Origin of the sequence: Desulfurella sp., from assembly GCF_023256235.1 — a bacterium.
Lineage (GTDB): Bacteria > Campylobacterota_A > Desulfurellia > Desulfurellales > Desulfurellaceae > Desulfurella.
Genome location: NZ_JAGDWY010000074.1, coordinates 2,258 through 20,239, shown reverse-complemented (window position 1 = coordinate 20,239; position 17,982 = coordinate 2,258). Strand labels below are relative to the sequence as shown.

Sequence of the window (17,982 nt, the reverse complement as noted above, 5' to 3'; positions counted from 1 at the left end):
AAAAGAGTTGAAGTGATTATTGGTGATGGCATAGAATTTGTTAAAAATACAAGTGAAAAGTTTGATTTAATTATTATTGATTCCACAGATCCATTTGGAGCAGCAGAGGGTTTGTTTAGCGGAGAATTTTACAGTAATGTTTATAATATTTTAAATGATGATGGTATAGTTGTTGCACAAGCCGAAAATCCATATTACAACCCTGATTGGTTTTTGAAGTCTCGAAAAAACATGCAAAAAGCATTTGGCGCAAATACACTCAATTATTGTGCATTTATTCCAACATATCCTTCTGGTATGTGGTTATTTTCTATAGGTTACAAAAACATTAATCTACACGATTATTTTAATGAAGAATTGTATAAAAAAAATGCAAATTCATATAAATACTACAATAATCAAATTCATAAAGCTTGTTTTGTTCTGCCGCAGTTTGTTTTAAAATTAATAAAATAAATTTTTATATATAGAAGGTGATCTTTATGGAAAAAATATCTATTTTGGGTACGGGATATGTGGGTTTAGTTACAGGCAGTTGTTTTGCATATCTTGGTCATAAAGTTATTTGTCTTGATATAAATAAAGAAAAAATTGAAAAATTAAAAAAAGGCGAGATACCAATTTATGAACCTCAGCTTGATAAAATTGTTACATTAGCTCAAGAATCGGATAACATAGAGTTTACAACAAACTATGATTATGCCATTAAAAATTCTGATTTTATTTTCATTGCAGTGGGAACGCCATCTTTGCCTGACGGTTCTGCAGACTTAAGTTTTGTTGAAGATACACTAAAAACTATAGCATCTTATATAAACGAAAACGATTTTAAGATAATTGTAAATAAATCTACAGTACCAGTTGGCACAGGTAGGTGGGCCACAAAATTACTAGAAAGTGAATTACTAAAAAAAGGAATAAAAGAGCCAGGTAAACATTTTTGCGTAGTTTCTAACCCTGAATTTTTAAGGGAAGGCAAAGCGGTAGAAGATTTTATGAATCCCGATAGGATAGTAATAGGCTCAGATAATAAGGATATAGCACTTAAAACTGCTTCTTTGTATTCAACACTAAATCCACCAATGATAATAACAAATCTTCCAACAGCTGAAATGATAAAGTATGCATCTAATGCATTTTTGGCTACAAAAATTTCATTTATAAATGAAATGGCGAACCTAAGTGAAAAAATTGGCGCAGATATAGAAATAGTTTCAAAAGGTATGGGTTTAGATAAACGTATAGGTCCATATTTTTTGAAAGCGGGTTTAGGTTTTGGCGGTTCTTGCTTTCCAAAAGATGTAAAAGCTTTAATACATACATCAAGAAAATACAATGTTGAATCATCTATTTTAGATGCTGTGATAAAAGTAAACGAAAATCAAAAAATCAAACCTATTGAAATATTAAAACAACTAAATATTGATTTAAATGGTGCCAAAGTTGCTTTATGGGGACTTGCATTTAAGCCTGATACAGATGATATTAGAGAAGCTGCCTCACTTACTATTATAAATGAGTTGTTAAAAAATAATTCAATTGTATTTGCATATGATCCAATAGTAAAGAGTTTGCCTATTGCAAATAAAAATTTAATTATTACAAAAGATAAATATGAGGCATTGGATAAAAGCGACATATTAATTCTTGTAACTGAATGGGATGAGTTTAAAAATATTGAGTTTAAACGTTTTAGAGATAAAATCGTTATTGACGGAAGAAACATCTGGGAAAAAAATATCCTAAAAAAATACACAAAAATTTGTTTTAGTATCGGTAGATGAAAGAAAAAAATTACTATGTATGTTCAAATTGTGGATTTAAAACTACCAAATGGGCAGGTAAATGCCCAAATTGTGGTGAATGGAACACGTTAAAACAAGAAACACAAAATAAGCATAAAAATCCCAGTTTAAATATAGTCAGCTTAGACGAGATAAATTTACAGGAAACTATTACTTACAAAACCAATTATAAGCAGATAGATGATTTTTTAGGTGGTGGATTTGTATCTGGAGGTGTTTATTTGGTGGCAGGTTCTCCTGGAATTGGAAAATCTACGTTATTGCTACAATTATCCAAATATCTATTAGAAAATAATCACAAAGTATTGTATATTAGTGCAGAAGAATCAGCAAATCAGTTAAGTTTGAAAGCAAATAGATTAAATAGTAAGATACAGGTTTTAGAATCAAACGATTTGGACGAAATTATCTTTGCTTTAAATCAGGATTTTGATATATTTATAATTGATTCCATTCATACGATTTACTCAAATGATGTTGATTCATATGTAGGCAGCATCAATCAGGTTAGACTGTGTGCACAAAAGCTTATTGAAACAGCCAAAGAATACAATAAAACGCTAATTATAGTAAGTCATATAACAAAAGAAGGTATAATTGCCGGTCCAAAGGCACTTGAACACTTAGTTGATGCTGTATTTTATCTTGAAAGTGATGAAAAGTTTAATCACAGGTTGCTTAGAGCTACAAAAAATCGTTTTGCAAGCACAGAGCAAGTTGTAATTTTTCAAATGACTCAAAACGGTTTAAAAATAGTTGAAGATGAATTTTTAACATATATAGAAGATGCAACAGAATCTGAAGGCAAAGCAATTGGTGCAATTTTAGAAGGTTCTTACTTAATGTTTGTTGAAATCCAAGCTCTTTGTGTAAGAAGTCCTTTTGGTATGCCAAGAAGGACAAGCGTGGGTTTTGATTTAAACCGTTTAAATATGCTTTTGGCTGTAATAGAAAAGCGCCTTGGGATTTCCAGTTTAGAATATGATGTTTATTTAAATGTTATAGGTGGTTTTAAAATTAATAATACACTTGTAGATATGGCTGTAGCTGCAAGTATTATATCATCTTTAAAAAAGATAATCATACAAAAAAACTATGTATTTTTGGGTGAAATTGATCTTTTGGGAAATATTAGAAAAATCAAATTACCGGATGTATTGCGCAAAAAACTCAACAGCTCAAATATAAAGTTATTTTTACACGAAAATACACCAAATGTTGAGTCTCTTTTAAAAGCTATTTTGCAAGGTCATTGAGACTTTTAGTTAATATTTGCATATACGTATAAGCACTGAATCCACCAAAGGAAACCGCAACCCACCCAGCTTCATGTATCTGTTCTTTTGTTGCGCCATTTTCTAAAGCTAAATTAACACTGTATGTTATACACCACTTGCACTGTTTTAGGACAGATAGCGCTATGGCTATTAAAGCCTTTGTTTTTGTGTCAAGGTGGTTGTCTTTAAATACCTTATCTAAAAATTTTTTAAATGATTCACCTGTGTCTTTTGATTGAAAGTCGATTTCTTTAAAATTTTTTTCCATATCAGCTATTAAATCATGTGCATTTTTTATCATGTCAGGTCTCATAGATACCTCTTTTATTTAAAATATTTGCTCCACTTTTTATCAACGAGATCTTTTATTTCTTTTGGCATTTCTATATCGTCTGGCCAATCTCTTAGAAAACCTTCTGATTTTAATTTTTTTGTTGCATCTATTCCCATTTTAGATCCCATTTGAGCTATATTTGATGCATGATCAAGTACATCAATAGGTCCTTTCGTGAAAATTATGTCTCTTTGTGGGTCAATATTGTTTCCCAGTCTCCATATAACCTCTGATATATTTTGTACATCTACATTATCATCAAATACAACAATAATTTTAGTTAAACTCATCATACCCAAACCCCAAAGGGCATTTATAACCTTGAAAGCATGGGCTGGGAATTGTTTTTTTATTGAAACAAAGGCAAAATTATGAAATATTCCTTCAATTGGTAAATTAATATCAACAATTTCTGGTAGGATTTTTTGTATGATTGGTAAAAATAAGCGTTCAGTGGCCTTTCCTAGATAAGCATCTTCCATGGGTGGTTTTCCTACAATTGTTGCAGGATAAATAGGATTTTTTTTTCTTGTTATACGTTGTATGTGAAAAACAGGATAGTAATCAGCCAAAGAATAATATCCAGTATGGTCTCCAAAAGGACCTTCAAGCATTAACTCATCTGGGTCAACATAGCCTTCTAAAACAATTTCTGCATTTGCAGGTACATAAATATCATCCCAAAGTGAAGATTTTACAAGCTCAATACCTTCTTTTCTTAAAAAAGATGCAAAAAGCATTTCATCTATATCTTCTGGAAGAGGTGCAGTAGCAGAATATATTGTTATAGGATCTGCACCTATGCATACACAAACCGGCATTTTTATTTTATTTTTTTTGTAGTAGCTGAAATGGTAAGCACCATCTTTGTGTATATGCCAGTGCATTCCTGTTGTATTTTTGCTAAATACTTGCATTCTATACATCCCGCAATTTTGCTTTTTTGTAATGGGGTTTTTGGTAAAAACAAGTGGAAGTGTAATAAACCTTCCCCCATCTTGAGGCCATGTTTTGAGGATCGGGTATTTAAATAAATCTACATCATCTTCAATAACTTGCTGGCAAGGTGCATTTTTAACAATTTTTGGCAGATAATGTGAAAGTTCTTTGAATTTCATTATATTTCTTAATTTATCCCAAAAATTTGTTGGAATTTCTATATTTATAAGCTCTTTTACTCTTAGAGACAATTCATCCAAGCTTTCAACACCTAAAGCAAATTGTGTTCTATCTATTGTTCCAAAAAGATTCATCGCAACAGGTATTTTTGAACCTTTTGGTTTTTCAAATAAAACTGCTTTGCCTTTTTGTTTAACAAGCCTATCTGCGATTTCAGCCATCTCGTATATGGGGTCTGTTTCTATTTTTACTCTCAAGAGTTCTTTTTTTTTCTCAAGGGCATTTATGTAGTCTTGTAAGTCTTTAAAAATCATTTTAACCTCCTAAAAAACACAAGCAAGCGTATTTTCATTGCAACTTGAATTTATAATTTCTACATCGCTTTTTATTTGTTCTAAAAGTTTTTCTTTTGAATCAAACTTTGTTTCCTGCCTTATATATTTTACAAAGTATATATTGATTCGTTTATTGTATAAATCACCATCAAAATCAATTAAATAGGCTTCAAGATGAACGATTTGATCAGAAAATGTTGGATTTGAGCCTATATTTATGGCTGCTTTATAATAGGTATCATTTATTTTAGCAAAACCTGCGTAAACACCTTCTTTTAATAAAAGTGGACGATTAAAATAGATATTTGCAGTCGGAAAGCCAAGCGATTTTCCCCTTTGTTTGCCTTTTTTGACAATTCCATTTATGCTGTATAATCTGCCTAAAAATTTGTTTGCAAGTTCGATTTGGCCATTTTGGAGAAATTTTCGGATTTTTGAACTACTTACAGTAATATTGTCAATTTTATAAGCAGGAATTATATGCAGTTTAAAACCATATTCTTGAGAATATTCCTTTAAGGAAAGTGTGTTTCCCAAAGCAAGTTTTCCAAATGTATAGTTGTAGCCTACACATACTTCTTTGGCTTTCAAACCATCACAAAGGTATTTTTTAACAAAAGCTTGTGGGTGAAGCATGGCAAATTCTTTTGTAAAACGTGCACAAAAAATGTAATCAACATCAAATTTACACAAGATTTCGTATTTTTCTCTAAACGACTGCATAATGAAAGCATTATTGTACTGTTTTATAATCTTTAGGGGGTGTGGATAAAATGTAAATACAACGGTTTTTCCATTTGTTTTTTGCTTTATTTCTTCAATTTTTTTTAAAAGTTGTTGGTGACCTAAATGTATACCATCAAAATTACCAAGCGCTACTATTGTATAGCTCAGCTTTGGAAAGTCATTTAGGTTTCTAATTACAACTGGCTTCATACATTAAACCTGAAGTAAACTATATCACCATCTTGAATTATATAATCTTTGCCTTCAAGCCTTACAAGTCCCATTTCTTTAGCCTGTTTTTCACCGCCACTTTTTATATAATCGTCAAAACTTGTAACTTCTGCTCTGATAAAGCCACGCTCAATATCAGAATGAATTTCTCCTGCAGCTTTTTTTGCTGTCGTGCCTTTTTTTATTGGCCAGCCTCTAACTTCTTTTGGCCCGGCAGTAAAAAAAGTTATCAAATCAAGTAATGCATAGCTAAGCTTTGATAATTTTTCAAGACCTGATTCTTTTAATCCCAGCATTTCTAAGTATTCTTTTTTTTCCTCATCTTCCATTTGTGCTAGGTCTTCTTCTATTTTGCTTGAGATAATCATAAATGGTGCTTTTTCTTGGCTTGCTATTTTTTCAACAATTTCTGTATATTTATTGCCATTTATGCTTTTTTCATCAACATTTGCCACATAAATGACTTTTTTAGCACTGATAAGCTTTAATTCTTTCGCAATATCTTCTTCTTCTGCTTTTAAATTAATCAATTTTTCACCCTTTTCCAATTTAGTTTTTATTTCTTCCAAAATAAAAGCTTCTTGTTTGTTTGCTTTTTTTGCTTTTGATAGCCTGTTTTCTATAATCTGCAAATCTGATAAAATAAGTTCTGTGTTTATTATCTCAATATCTCTTTTTGGATCAATAGAGCCTTCTACATGTATTATGTCTTCATTTTCAAAACATCTAACTAAATGCACTATTACATTTACATCCCTTATATGAGATAAAAACTGATTACCAAGCCCTTCTCCTTTGCTTGCGCCTTTAACAAGTCCAGCAATATCCACAAATTTAACTGTAGGATAAACTATATTTGCAGGTTTAACCAAATTTGCCAATATTTCAATACGTTTATCTTTGACTATAGCTACCCCAACATTTGGTTCTATGGTGCAAAATGGGAAATTAGAGCTTTTGGCATTTGCCTTTGAAAGTGCATTAAATGTAGTAGATTTTCCAACATTTGGCAGTCCAACAATGCCGCATTCTAAAGCCATTTACTACTCCTAAATTTTTTTTATTATTAAACTTACTATTGCTATTACAAACCCTATAATTGAACCTACAATCGAGCCATTTATTCTTATATACTGTAAATCATTACCAACCTTTGATTCTATTTGATTTATTAATTGTTCGTGTTTTAAATCATTAAGGTATTTTTTGACAGTTTTTCCAATAAGATGATGATTTTGACGCATTATATAGATTAATTTTTTTTTTATGAAATCATTAAACTCATAATTATGTTGTAAAAGTAGAGTTATTAAATAATTATAGATATAATTAAAATACCTTTCGAAGTTTGTTTTGTTTGTTATAAGTATTTTGTTTTGTGCTATAACGTTTTTTATTGTTTTTTGTATTTTGGATGAAATTGTCATTTTTATGCTAAATTCATTTTGTTTGTAAAATTCCAAAAAAGTATTGTTGTCAATAGCTAAATTGAGCCATTTTGCAATTTTCTTTGATGTATCATCTTTATTAAGGTAACTTACTATATAGTTTTTTGCTTTATTTATGTTTTGATTTAATATGGTTTGCACGAATTCTATCAAGTAAGAATGAAGTTTTGTTTGGTTTTCATTTATTTGGTTTGTTAAATAATTTCTTATGCTGAGTCTGATTTTATGATTTTTATTATCTTTTATTTCATAAATCAATAGTTTTAATTGTTCTATTAACTCTTGCGAGAGAGCTTTTTTATCTATAATATTAAAACCTTCAAGTAGCGTTATTACAATATCTTTCGAGATTGCTCTATTTTTATAGTTTTCAATAAAATTTTCTATATAACTGGATATTGTGTCAGTGTTATTTTCTATTAAAAGTTCAGTGTAATCACATAAATTTTCTATTATATTGTCTATGTTGTTGTCTAAAATGTTTTTTAAAGTTTCAGAAAGTTTTGTTTCAATATCGGTATCTATTTTTTCAATAATGAAATCGCAAATTGTTTTGTTATTTAAATTGATTAAGTAATACTTTGCTTTAATGGATAATACATTGTAGAGTTCTTTATAAAAATTGCTTTCAAAAAACTCTTTAGTATTATCTTTAAAAATATCATAGATATTGAATTTATAAATATAGTTATCTAAACATTTTTGAAGTATAGAATCAAATTGGGTTGTATAAGTAAAGGCGAAAATTTTTATTATAAATTTTTTTGTAATTTTTTTTAAAGAATTAATATAGCGTTGTTTTTTTGAGAGGTTGAATATTATTGAGGTAGCATCTATATTATTGATCTGTGTAACAAGATATTTTTTTGATAACCAGGTATCGCTTACAGTTTTTGATATGGAGTCTATAAGTTTTTGACGATTGTTTTCTATGATATTAGTATGCGGAATTTTTAACCCAAGCGGATGTCTAAAAAGCGCACTTACAGCAAACCAATCAGCAAAACCGCCCACAACTGCAGCTTCTGAAACCTTTTGTAAAATATAAATTATTACATTTTGGTTTGTAAAGATATGGCATATCAAAAAAACAACAATAGAACCTAAAAGAAAAATATTGGCAAGCTTTTTTTTATCATTCATGGCGTAGAATTATAAGGCTTCTTTTATGTTTGCGAAAATTCTGTTTTTAAGTTTTTGGTAAATTGATCTGTTTTTGTTTAGTGTTTTAGCAAACTCAAATGTTGTGAGTTCTAACTCTTCAAGATTTGATGCTGCTTTTAATATTACACCTTCCTTTTCAAGTTCATCGGCAATGCAGCGTTTACCTGTAAATACAATTTGCTGGTAGAATTGATAATTTATTGCTTTTTTGGAATATTCTATCATTGAAGGCAAAAAGGGTATGCCAATATCAACTTCTGGAAAACAAAAAAAACCTTTATCTTTTCTTGAAAATCTAAAATCACATGCACAAGCAAGCAATGCACCATTGCCAAAGGCGTGACCATTAATTTGAGCGATAGTTGGTACGCAAGAAAATATTATCTTTTCAAACATTTCATTAATTTTGTATAAAAATTTTTTTACTATGTCATAGTTTTTTTCTTTCAAATTTTTATGTACCCAGTCAACATCTATTCCTTGAGAAAAGTTTTTCTCATCACTTGAAGTTATAATTATTGAATTTATTGTTTTATCAGATATACAATAATTTAGTGCTTCTAAAAATTCATTCGCAAATACAATATCATGTTTATTTTCTTTATTATTCATAATTATATAGGCTATTTTTTCTTTTTGTTTTATTAAAAATCTTTCCATTTTAACTCTCCTTTTTAAATATACTAGGCAAATTATTTTTTATATTTTTAAGGTTTAAATTATTTGCGTTAAATCTAGCAATGTCATCCAATTGGGTAAAAATTGTACTTTTTAAGAGATTGTTAATATACTTTTTTGAACCAAAAATAGCATTTTTTGGATTTTTTGCTATATTTTGTGAAAATTTTATTACTTCACTGATCATTTTTTCTTTATTTTCAAATACCTCACTCACAAGCCCTATTTTTAAAGCTATTTCAGAATCAATATTTTCGCTTGTTAGTGCAAGCTTTTTTGTATTGCTGAATCCTATTATATACGGTAGTCTTTGTAGTGATCCAAGGTCTGCTATAATACCTAACTGGGTTTCTTTTAAACAAAAAATCGCATTGCTGGAGCAAAATCTAAAATCGCAAGCACTTATAAAATCAAGACCACTACCTATACAGTAGCCGTTAATTGCTGCTATGTAGATTTTATTGCCATCAAACAATAAATTCATGCCTTTTTGCATCATTTTTATTATTTCATATAAATTTTCGCTATTATTACCAATTAAGTTTCCGAAACGATTCAAAAAATCATTAAAATCCAAACCAGCACTAAAATGATTGCCTTTGCCTGTGAATATTGCTACCAATATATTGTCATCATTTTCTATTTCATTTACCAAATCAACAAGTTCAGTAAAAAACTCCCATGTTTGAGCACTTGCATGTTTTTCATTAAGAAACGAAATAAGCTCAATATTACCTAATCGTTGAATATCAAAAAAATTTAAATTCATATTTTCCTCCTTTTGATTAATACTATAAATGATTGATTTTGTCAAATTTTATTTAACATTTACGTAAAGAGTAATAGAAGCTTAATTTCTACTTCAAACTCAAAAACTAAAATATCAATTATTTTATATTTATTGAAAAAATTCTTGACAAAAAATTATTGCTTATTATAATTATCTCAGTTTGGGCCCATAGCTCAGTTGGTAGAGCCACCGGCTCATAACCGGTTGGTCCTAGGTTCGAGTCCTAGTGGGCCCACCAAAAAAAGTTTGATGTTTATTTTTGAAGCTATTGAAGCGTTAGAAAGTTTTTTTCCTTTATCTTTCCAGGAAAGTTGGGATAATTCTGGGTTTCAAGTTTTATTCAAACACAAGATTCTAAGCGGAATATTGTTATCTTTGGATGTAAGGCAAAAAACTGTTGAAGAAGCCAAGCAAAACAATTGCAATCTCATTATTTCTCACCACCCTTTATTTTTACAGGCACTTAAAAACTTTGATTATAAGTTTTATCCAGAAAATGTATTATATGTTGCTACTAAGAATGAAATTAGCATTTATGCCGCACATACAAACCTGGATATTTCTCCATCTGGCTTAAATAACTATTTGTGCAAAAAACTACAATTAAAAAATTTCTATATTTTAGATAATTTAAAGCCTGTTTTTATAGGTGAACTTGAAAAAGAATCAAATTTTGATGAATTTATTTATTATGTTAAAAAAACTCTTGGCATACCAATTTTAAAGTATGTACTATCTAACAACAAACATATTAAAAAAGTAGCCATATGTTCTGGGAGCTGTGCAGATTATATTTATAAGCTTAAAAGTTACGATATTGATGTTTTTATAACTGGTGATGTTAAGCACCACAGTGCTGTTTTTGCACAAGAAAATGGCATTAATATGATTGATGCAACTCATTTTTATACCGAAATATGGTTTGCGGATATCCTTTTTGAATATTTGAAAAATTTCAATGTCAAGATTTTGAGGAGTACCAATGATCGTATCCCTTGGGATTATATATAAAGGAGGTGTTAATGAATGCTGATATTGAAATGCTTTTAAAGATTCAAGAATATGATAAACAAATTTATCAGCTTGAATCAGAGTTTGCAAAAAAGCTTCAGGATAGGGAAAATTTGGAAGAACTGATAACTACTCATACATTGAATATGGAACAGCTTCAAGATGAGTTAAATGAGATATTAGAGGATTTAAAGTTTAAGAAAAATTTATTAGAAGAAAAAGAAGCACTGCTTGAAAAGCTTGATGAAAAAAGTAATTCAATTCAAAATCAGAAACAATCAGAAGCTTTATCCAGTGAGATAACTATTGCAAAAACAAATAAAAGTATTTTGGAAGATAAAATTTTAGAAATACAAACAATAGTAGATGAAAAAAATAAAAAAATAAGTGAGATTCAACAACAAATAGACGAAGTGAAACAGAAATTAGAATCTTTTGATGCCCAATTAGCTGAATTCAAAAAGGATATTGATAATAAAATCGAGCAAATTAATAAAGAAAAAGAAATTATGTTAAACGATATAAATCCTCATTTATTAGCAAAATACAATAAAATATCACTTTGGGCAAAAGGTAGTGCTGTTGTAAGTGTGGAAAATGAGACCTGCTATGGTTGTTTTATTAAGCTACCGCCTCAGATATCCGTCCTTGTAGAAGAAACAGACGAGATTGTTTACTGTCCAAATTGTGGCAGGATTCTTTACAAAAAAGAATGAATTTAAATCTTTTAAAAAAATTTTACGAGCTTAAATCTGTAGAAAAGACTGCTAATTACTTTGGTATTTCAATCGATGATTTTTTTGGAAAGATAAAGCAAATATGTGAAGAACTTGAAAAAAACAATTACCTTACCAAAAAAAAACAATCGAGTAATCCAAACGAAATCCTCGCGGTTTTTATAGACGGCGCTTCCAGTAATAATCCAGGTAAAGCAGGTATTGGCATAGTATTTATGCAAAATGGGGAAATTATTAAAACAGTAAGTGAGTATATAGGTGAAAAAACAAACAACGAAGCAGAATACACTGCACTTATCAAAGCTTTAGAAATTGGATTGGATTTAGGTGTAAAATCAATACAGGTTTTTTCTGATTCAGAACTTATTGTAAAGCAAATAATGGGTAAATATGCTGTAAAGCAAGATCACCTTAAAGTGCTGAATCAAAAAGCTTTATATTTAATTGATAAATTTGAGCATTTTGAAATTAAACATATAAGTAGAAATTTAAATTCTCAAGCTGATAAACTGGCAAAATCTGCTATTGAACATAGTGATAAACAAGCTCATAAGTAAAAGTAGCGTATATATTTAGCCTATCTACACCAAATCTTTCTGGGAGCGGATTAAAAGGTGATGCTTCTTTAATTGCTTTAATTGCAGCTTCATCCAAAATAGGGTAGCCACTTGAGCGAATCACTTTGGCGTAAGCCAAAGAACCATTTTTATTTATACCAAATTCTACAAGTAATGTTCCTTGCTGGTTTTTAAGGCGAGCTTGCTCTGGATACACCCACACGTTTTGAATTTTGTCTTTAAGTAATTTCATATAAGATACATACTTTATTGATTCTGTTCCGATTTCAATAGTTGCCTGCCTGGCGTTTGGGCTTTCGTATTCTCTTACATTACTTGTACCTTGATAATTTTGTGTTGGGTTAATGTTTGGTGTGTTTTTATTTGATTGTGAAAATAAATTGCCAGAAATTTTATATGGAGCAGAAGGGTGTATATTTTGTTTGCTTTGCATATTGTTTGTAGTTTTTGATTTTTCAATGTTTGTGGATTTTAATTTATTATTAACTAAGTTATTTTCAACAATTTTTTTATGTTGAATTTCGGCTGTTTTAGGAACTTTTTGCTCTTGTGTTTGCGTTTTTTGAGGTGTGCCTTGCATTTTAGTTTGAGGTAGGCTTTTTAAAGGTATTTTTTCTGTTTTTGAGTATATTTTTGAGTTGGCTTTTCTGTTAATATTTGAAGCTACTATATGAGGCTGTTTTTCTTGTGTATTTTGCTCTTGCTTAGGCAATTGTATTATATCTACATGATAGACTGGTGGCGAAAGTTTTGTTACAGGCTTTTCATAACGAAAAATAATTAGATATATCAAAATTATGAGCAAAATATGCAGCATTAGCGAAAATGTAAAAGATAAAAATTTCATTTCTTACTTTTAAATAACAACTAAATTTCCAAAAAATTTGACCACATAAAATTTGTAAAGGCATTGAATGCCTTAGGTTTTAAGTATATAGATTTTTAAAAGTATTTAAAGAGGTTTTTAAAAATAACCTTTTTTAAAATAATTGATTTAATTTTTTAATTTATGTATAATTAAATAGGGGTTTTGTATGATGAATTCATTGCTTTTAACAATGCTTGAACGCTTAAGCATTGTTGCTATATTGGCATTTTTTTTATCCAAAGCCTCATTTTTTAAAAATATTCTATACAATGCAAAAGTTAAAAAAACTGATTTGTTTCTTGCAATTTTAATATTTGCTGGAATAGGCATTCTGGGTACTTACACCGGTGTACCTATAAAAGATGCAATAGCGAATTCAAGAGTTATTGGCCCTATGGTTGGTGGTTTGATTGGTGGCCCTATTGTAGGATTTGGTGCTGGGTTGATAGCAGGATTTCATAGATTAACGCTTGGCGGTTTTACAGCCACAACATGCGGAATTTCTACTGCATTAGAGGGATTGCTTGGCGGTCTTATACGCAAATACTACAAAGGTGAATATATACCTTGGGAGTTGGCTTTATTTGCTGGTGTACTGGGAGAAAGTATGCAAATGGGCATAATTTTGTTATTTGCAAAACCATATTCAAAGGCGTTAGATTTAGTAAACGATATAGGTATGCCAATGACAGTTACAAATGCTATTGGTATAACTGTATTTATGATGATTGTAAAATCTGTTCTCGATGAAAAAGAAAATATCTCTGCAGCCCTTGCTAAATTATCCCTTGAGATAGCAAATAAAACACTACCTTTTTTGCGAAACGGATTAAATGAGGTATCTGCATACAATACAGCAAAAATTATTTACGAGTCAACGGATTTGGATGCGGTAGCCTTGACAGATACTAGTAAAATACTTGCACATGTTGGAGTTGGAGATGACCATCACAAAATCTCTATGCCAATCCAGACAAGTGCCACGAAAAATAGCATATTAAACGGTGAAATTAATATAGCAAACACCAAAGAAGAAATAGGTTGTTCAGTTAGAACATGTCAATTAAATAGTGTTGTAATTGTACCTCTAAAATGTTTCGATAAAACAATAGGTACCTTAAAACTTTATAGAGCAAAAAAGAAAGTTAGCAGAAAAATCATTTCAAATACTGATATAGAGTTAGCAAAAGGACTTGCCCAATTAATTTCCTATCAGATTGAAATAGCTCAGGTTGAAGAACAAAAAAAATTAGCATCTCAGGCAAAACTAATTGCACTTGCTTCTCAGATGAACCCACATTTTTTGTTTAATACGCTAAATGCAGTAATATCTTTTATTAGGACTAATCCGCAGGTTGCAAGAGAAATGTTAATTAATTTAAGCGAATATCTTAGATATAATCTTAAAAATATTGGTTCATTTATTACGATTGAAAAAGAATTGGAAATTGCCAAAGCGTACCTTTTTATTGAAAAAGCCCGTTTTGGCAGTAAAATTGAAATTATAGAAGAAATTGATGAAAGTTTACTTAACGAAAAAATACCTGCATTTGTTTTGCAGCCCCTCGTTGAAAATGCCATAAAACATTCTATGCCTTTAATCTCATCAAAACTAATTTTAAATATAAAAATCAAAAGGAAAGGTTCATATATTCATTTCAGCGTAACTGATAATGGACCCGGTATAAATCAAGAAAAACTACAACGTTTGTTTGATACTAATTATAAAAACGATATTCAGTCTCAAAATAGTGCTGGAATAGGGATAAAAAATGTTAATGAACGTCTTGTGTCAATTTTTGGCAATATATCGCGGCTTCATATAAACACAAAAGAAGGTGAAGGTACAAATGTGCACTTTCTAATGCCACTTGCAGAGATCGCTCATGCTTAAAGCTTTAATTGTAGAAGATGAACAACCAGCAATTGATGAGTTGGCTTATTTATTGCATTTATTTAATGATATTGAAATTGTAGGTTGTGCTCAAAATGGTATTGAAGGTCTAAAGTTAGCAAAAAACTTTAAACCAGATATTGTATTTATTGATATAAATATCCCAAAAATAAATGGTTTAGAGCTTTTAAAAATGTTGGAAAATCAAAATATTGCTATAATTTTTACGACAGCCTATGATAATTATGCGGTTGAAGCTTTTGAATTAAATGCTATTGATTACCTGCTAAAACCAATCAGTGCTTCTAGATTGCAAAAAGCGTTAGAAAAAGCAAAAAATTTTGTCAAAAAAAACGAATTACAGAATAAAAAAATTAATAAAATACCTGTTGAAAAAAAAGGCAGAATTTATCTATTAGATTTTTCTGAAATTGTATTTGCCAGATCTCAAGAAGGGTTTGTTGAAATTTCAACAAAAGATTCTACTTTTCTTTTTAAAAACTCAATGAAAAATCTTGAAGAAAAATTACAAAATTTTTCTCAATTTTATAGAGTTCAAAAAAGCTACATTGTAAATCTGGAATATATATTAGAAATTATACCATGGTTTAAAAGCACATACTGGCTTGTAGTTAAAGATGCAAATAAAACTCGAATACCTGTAAGTAAATCAAATATTAAAGAATTAAAAAGTATACTAGGACTATTTTAACAAATAATTTGACTTTTTAGCATCACAATTTCTATAATGTTTTGGAAATTTTGATAAAAAGGGGAGGTTTATGGTAAATGTAGTTTTGTGTGGTGGTTCTGGCACCCGCCTTTGGCCACTTAGCAGAAGCCTTTATCCAAAACAATTTATAAAGCTTTTTGATAATAAATCTTTATTTCAACTAACTGTACTAAGAAATAAAGATTTTGCAGAAAAATTTATATTTGTTACAAATGAATCTCATTATTTTTTAGCGATTGATCAAATTGAGGAAATTGGTTTGGGATTGGATGATGTGGAGTTTATACTTGAGCCAGTTGGTAAAAATACTGCACCAGCAGTTGCTTTTGCTAGTTTTATGGTTGAACAAAATCAGGTTGTGCTTGTTTCCAGTGCCGACCATTATATTAAAGAATCTGATAATTATTATAAAAGTCTGGAAAAAGCTAAAGAATTTGCTAATTTAAATTACATTGTAACATTTGGTATAAAACCTACAAACCCCAATACAGGTTATGGCTACATAAAAGCTGATGGATTTGATGTTTTGGAATTTAAAGAAAAACCAGATTTAGAGACTGCCAAAAGATACATTGAAGATGGCAATTATTTTTGGAATAGCGGAATATTCTGTTTTAAAGCAAAAACCTATCTGGAAGAGTTAAATCTGCACGAAAAGAAAATTTTTGAGTTATCTTATACTGCATGGAAAAATGCAAAAAATTGTTCTCCTGTAAGAATAAAAATTGATGATATGCTAAAAATTGAATCGAAGAGTATAGATTATGCTGTAGCAGAAAAAAGTAAAAAATTAAAAATTGTGCCTTTTGATATAGACTGGAACGACTTGGGTAGTTTTGATAGTCTTTATGAGGTTTTAGAAAAAGATCGAAATGGTAATACAAGAAATAATTCAATACTTATAAATTCGAAAAATAACCTTATTATAGAAGAAAATTCAAGGACAATAGGAGCCATAGACATAGAAGATTTAATTATTGTTGATACTGCTGATGCTCTACTTATATCAAAAAAGGGTTCTGGTCAGAAAGTAAAAGATATAGTTTCTATGCTTAAAACTAAAAACTCAGAATTAACAGATGCTCACTTAACTGTATACAGACCATGGGGCAATTATACGTTATTAGAACAAAACCGATTTTACAAAATAAAGAAAATTGTAGTTAAACCGCAAAAAAGGCTTTCTTTGCAAAAACATTTACACAGAAGCGAGCATTGGATTGTTGTGTCTGGTACAGCCCAGGTGAGTGTTGGTGATAAAGAATTTATATTAAGACCAAATGAATCTACATATATCAAAATTGGCGAGCTTCATAGATTAGAAAATCCCGGTAAAATTGATTTGGTAATTATAGAAGCTCAAGTTGGTGAGTATGTAGGAGAAGATGATATTATAAGGGTTGAAGACGATTTTAAGAGATGCTGATTTGATAAAATGCGTTTAAGCGAAGATAAAAAGTTAGTTTTTAAAAATATAATTTTTTTAGGTTTAATGCAAGGTGCTAACTATATTTTGCCTTTTATCACTATCCCTTACCTGGTAAGGACGATTGGTATTGATAAATATGGTCTTGTTGCATTTGCTCAGTCGTTTGCCGCATATTTTGTTATTTTTACAGATTATGGATTCAGTTTATCTGCGACTAAACTAATATCGATAAACCGTAATGATTCTAAAAAAATTTCAGAAATTTTTTCATCTGTTTTGTATGTAAAGTTAGCTTTTGTGATTTTTAGTCTGATTATTTCTACAGTTATAATCTTTAGTTTCAAAAAATTTTATAGTGAATATGAGATATTTTATTTTTCACTTTTAGTGCTAATTGGGCAAATGTTGTTTCCAGTTTGGCTTTTTCAAGGTTTAGAAAAAATGAAATATATTACGCTTACAAACATTCTTATAAAACTTATTTTTACAATGTGTATATTTGTTTTTATTAAACAAGAAAAAGATTATTTATATGTACCATTAATCAATTCATTAGGTTTTTTAATTGGTGGTTTAATAGCTTTTTACATTGCCATAAAACAATTTAATATTAGTTTGACTTTCAGTTTTGAAAATATAAAACATCGGTTGAAAGAAGGGTGGCATTTATTTTTGGCAATAATATCAACAAACATTTATAGAAATGCAAATACCTTTTTTTTAGGTCTTGTGTCTACAAATACAGCTGTGGGATATTATGCTTTAACTTCAAAAATTGTTATGAGTTTGCAAGCTTTAATGAGTCCTATTGGTCAAAGCCTATAT

17 protein-coding genes, 1 tRNA gene and 1 pseudogene are annotated in these 17,982 nt (G+C 29.5%); 11 read left to right on the top strand and 8 right to left on the bottom strand.

The genetic code is table 11. The annotated features are described in order from the left end of the window. The 3 genes and pseudogenes from Q0C22_RS08040 to radA all read left to right on the top strand — a co-directional run. Nucleotides 1-456 (top strand): annotated as a pseudogene (locus tag Q0C22_RS08040) (spermidine synthase); the annotation flags it as partial. A 26-nt stretch (nt 457-482) separates the two neighbouring features. Continuing rightward, entirely contained in the window at nt 483-1,784 is a 1,302-nt protein-coding gene (locus tag Q0C22_RS08035) for a UDP-glucose/GDP-mannose dehydrogenase family protein (RefSeq protein WP_291493569.1), read from the top strand. Then, on the top strand, nt 1,781-3,061 hold the full coding sequence (gene radA, locus Q0C22_RS08030) for a DNA repair protein RadA (protein WP_291493567.1): 1,281 nt from the start codon (nt 1,781-1,783) through the stop codon (nt 3,059-3,061). The genes Q0C22_RS08035 and radA overlap by 4 nt, the downstream gene beginning before the upstream one ends. Here radA and Q0C22_RS08025 read toward each other — a convergent pair. Genes Q0C22_RS08025 through Q0C22_RS07995 form a run of 7 tightly spaced genes read right to left on the bottom strand, consistent with a single transcriptional unit; the run spans nt 3,042 to nt 9,886 of the window. Next, complete coding sequence (locus Q0C22_RS08025) at nt 3,042-3,395, bottom strand: carboxymuconolactone decarboxylase family protein (RefSeq protein WP_291493565.1); 354 nt, start codon at nt 3,393-3,395, stop codon at nt 3,042-3,044. The genes radA and Q0C22_RS08025 overlap by 20 nt on opposite strands. A gap of 11 nt (nt 3,396-3,406) precedes the next feature. Then, nucleotides 3,407-4,849 (bottom strand): menaquinone biosynthesis decarboxylase, encoded by a 1,443-nt coding sequence (locus tag Q0C22_RS08020; protein ID WP_291493560.1) that lies wholly within the window; start codon nt 4,847-4,849, stop codon nt 3,407-3,409. 9 nt (nt 4,850-4,858) lie between these two features. Beyond that, nucleotides 4,859-5,806 carry a bifunctional riboflavin kinase/FAD synthetase gene (locus Q0C22_RS08015; RefSeq protein WP_291493559.1) on the bottom strand — a complete coding sequence of 316 codons (948 nt, stop codon included), beginning with the start codon at nt 5,804-5,806 and terminating at the stop codon, nt 4,859-4,861. Next, nucleotides 5,803-6,867, bottom strand: coding sequence for a redox-regulated ATPase YchF (ychF, locus tag Q0C22_RS08010; RefSeq protein ID WP_291493557.1), 1,065 nt, complete (start codon nt 6,865-6,867; stop codon nt 5,803-5,805). Before ychF ends, Q0C22_RS08015 begins: the two co-directional genes overlap by 4 nt. Nucleotides 6,868-6,876: 9 nt before the next feature. Next, on the bottom strand, nt 6,877-8,418 hold the full coding sequence (locus Q0C22_RS08005; protein ID WP_291493555.1) for a DUF445 family protein: 1,542 nt from the start codon (nt 8,416-8,418) through the stop codon (nt 6,877-6,879). A 9-nt stretch (nt 8,419-8,427) separates the two neighbouring features. After that, nucleotides 8,428-9,099, bottom strand: a complete 672-nt coding sequence (locus Q0C22_RS08000; protein ID WP_291493553.1) for an enoyl-CoA hydratase/isomerase family protein — start codon at nt 9,097-9,099, stop codon at nt 8,428-8,430. Between the two features lies 1 nt (nt 9,100). Next, nucleotides 9,101-9,886, bottom strand: coding sequence for an enoyl-CoA hydratase-related protein (locus Q0C22_RS07995; RefSeq protein WP_291493551.1), 786 nt, complete (start codon nt 9,884-9,886; stop codon nt 9,101-9,103). A gap of 183 nt (nt 9,887-10,069) precedes the next feature. Between Q0C22_RS07995 and Q0C22_RS07990 the strand changes: the two genes are divergently transcribed. From Q0C22_RS07990 to Q0C22_RS07975, 4 genes are all read left to right on the top strand, one after another. After that, nucleotides 10,070-10,145: transfer RNA gene (locus tag Q0C22_RS07990), tRNA-Ile, on the top strand. Nucleotides 10,146-10,156: 11 nt separating this feature from the next. Next, nucleotides 10,157-10,918 (top strand): Nif3-like dinuclear metal center hexameric protein, encoded by a 762-nt coding sequence (locus Q0C22_RS07985; RefSeq protein ID WP_291493549.1) that lies wholly within the window; start codon nt 10,157-10,159, stop codon nt 10,916-10,918. 11 nt (nt 10,919-10,929) lie between these two features. After that, a complete protein-coding gene (locus Q0C22_RS07980; RefSeq protein ID WP_291493547.1) occupies nt 10,930-11,634 on the top strand; it encodes a C4-type zinc ribbon domain-containing protein in 705 nt (234 codons plus the stop codon). Next, nucleotides 11,631-12,212, top strand: a complete 582-nt coding sequence (locus Q0C22_RS07975; RefSeq protein ID WP_291493545.1) for a ribonuclease HI family protein — start codon at nt 11,631-11,633, stop codon at nt 12,210-12,212. The genes Q0C22_RS07980 and Q0C22_RS07975 overlap by 4 nt, the downstream gene beginning before the upstream one ends. Here the strand turns inward: Q0C22_RS07975 and Q0C22_RS07970 are convergent. Beyond that, nucleotides 12,178-13,080 (bottom strand): energy transducer TonB, encoded by a 903-nt coding sequence (locus Q0C22_RS07970; RefSeq protein ID WP_291493544.1) that lies wholly within the window; start codon nt 13,078-13,080, stop codon nt 12,178-12,180. The two genes, Q0C22_RS07975 and Q0C22_RS07970, sit on opposite strands and share 35 nt — an antisense overlap. Nucleotides 13,081-13,267: 187 nt before the next feature. Here Q0C22_RS07970 and Q0C22_RS07965 point away from each other — a divergent pair, with 187 nt between their 5' ends. From Q0C22_RS07965 to Q0C22_RS07950, 4 genes are all read left to right on the top strand, one after another. Continuing rightward, nucleotides 13,268-14,995, top strand: a complete 1,728-nt coding sequence (locus Q0C22_RS07965; protein WP_291493543.1) for a sensor histidine kinase — start codon at nt 13,268-13,270, stop codon at nt 14,993-14,995. Next, nucleotides 14,988-15,707: a LytTR family DNA-binding domain-containing protein gene (locus Q0C22_RS07960; protein WP_291493541.1), complete on the top strand. Its 720-nt coding sequence runs from the start codon at nt 14,988-14,990 to the stop codon at nt 15,705-15,707. Before Q0C22_RS07965 ends, Q0C22_RS07960 begins: the two co-directional genes overlap by 8 nt. A gap of 70 nt (nt 15,708-15,777) precedes the next feature. Next, on the top strand, nt 15,778-17,154 hold the full coding sequence (locus tag Q0C22_RS07955; RefSeq protein ID WP_291493538.1) for a mannose-1-phosphate guanylyltransferase/mannose-6-phosphate isomerase: 1,377 nt from the start codon (nt 15,778-15,780) through the stop codon (nt 17,152-17,154). 9 nt (nt 17,155-17,163) lie between these two features. Beyond that, nucleotides 17,164-17,982 (top strand): oligosaccharide flippase family protein (locus tag Q0C22_RS07950; protein WP_291493537.1); only part of this gene is annotated, 819 nt, incomplete at its 3' end.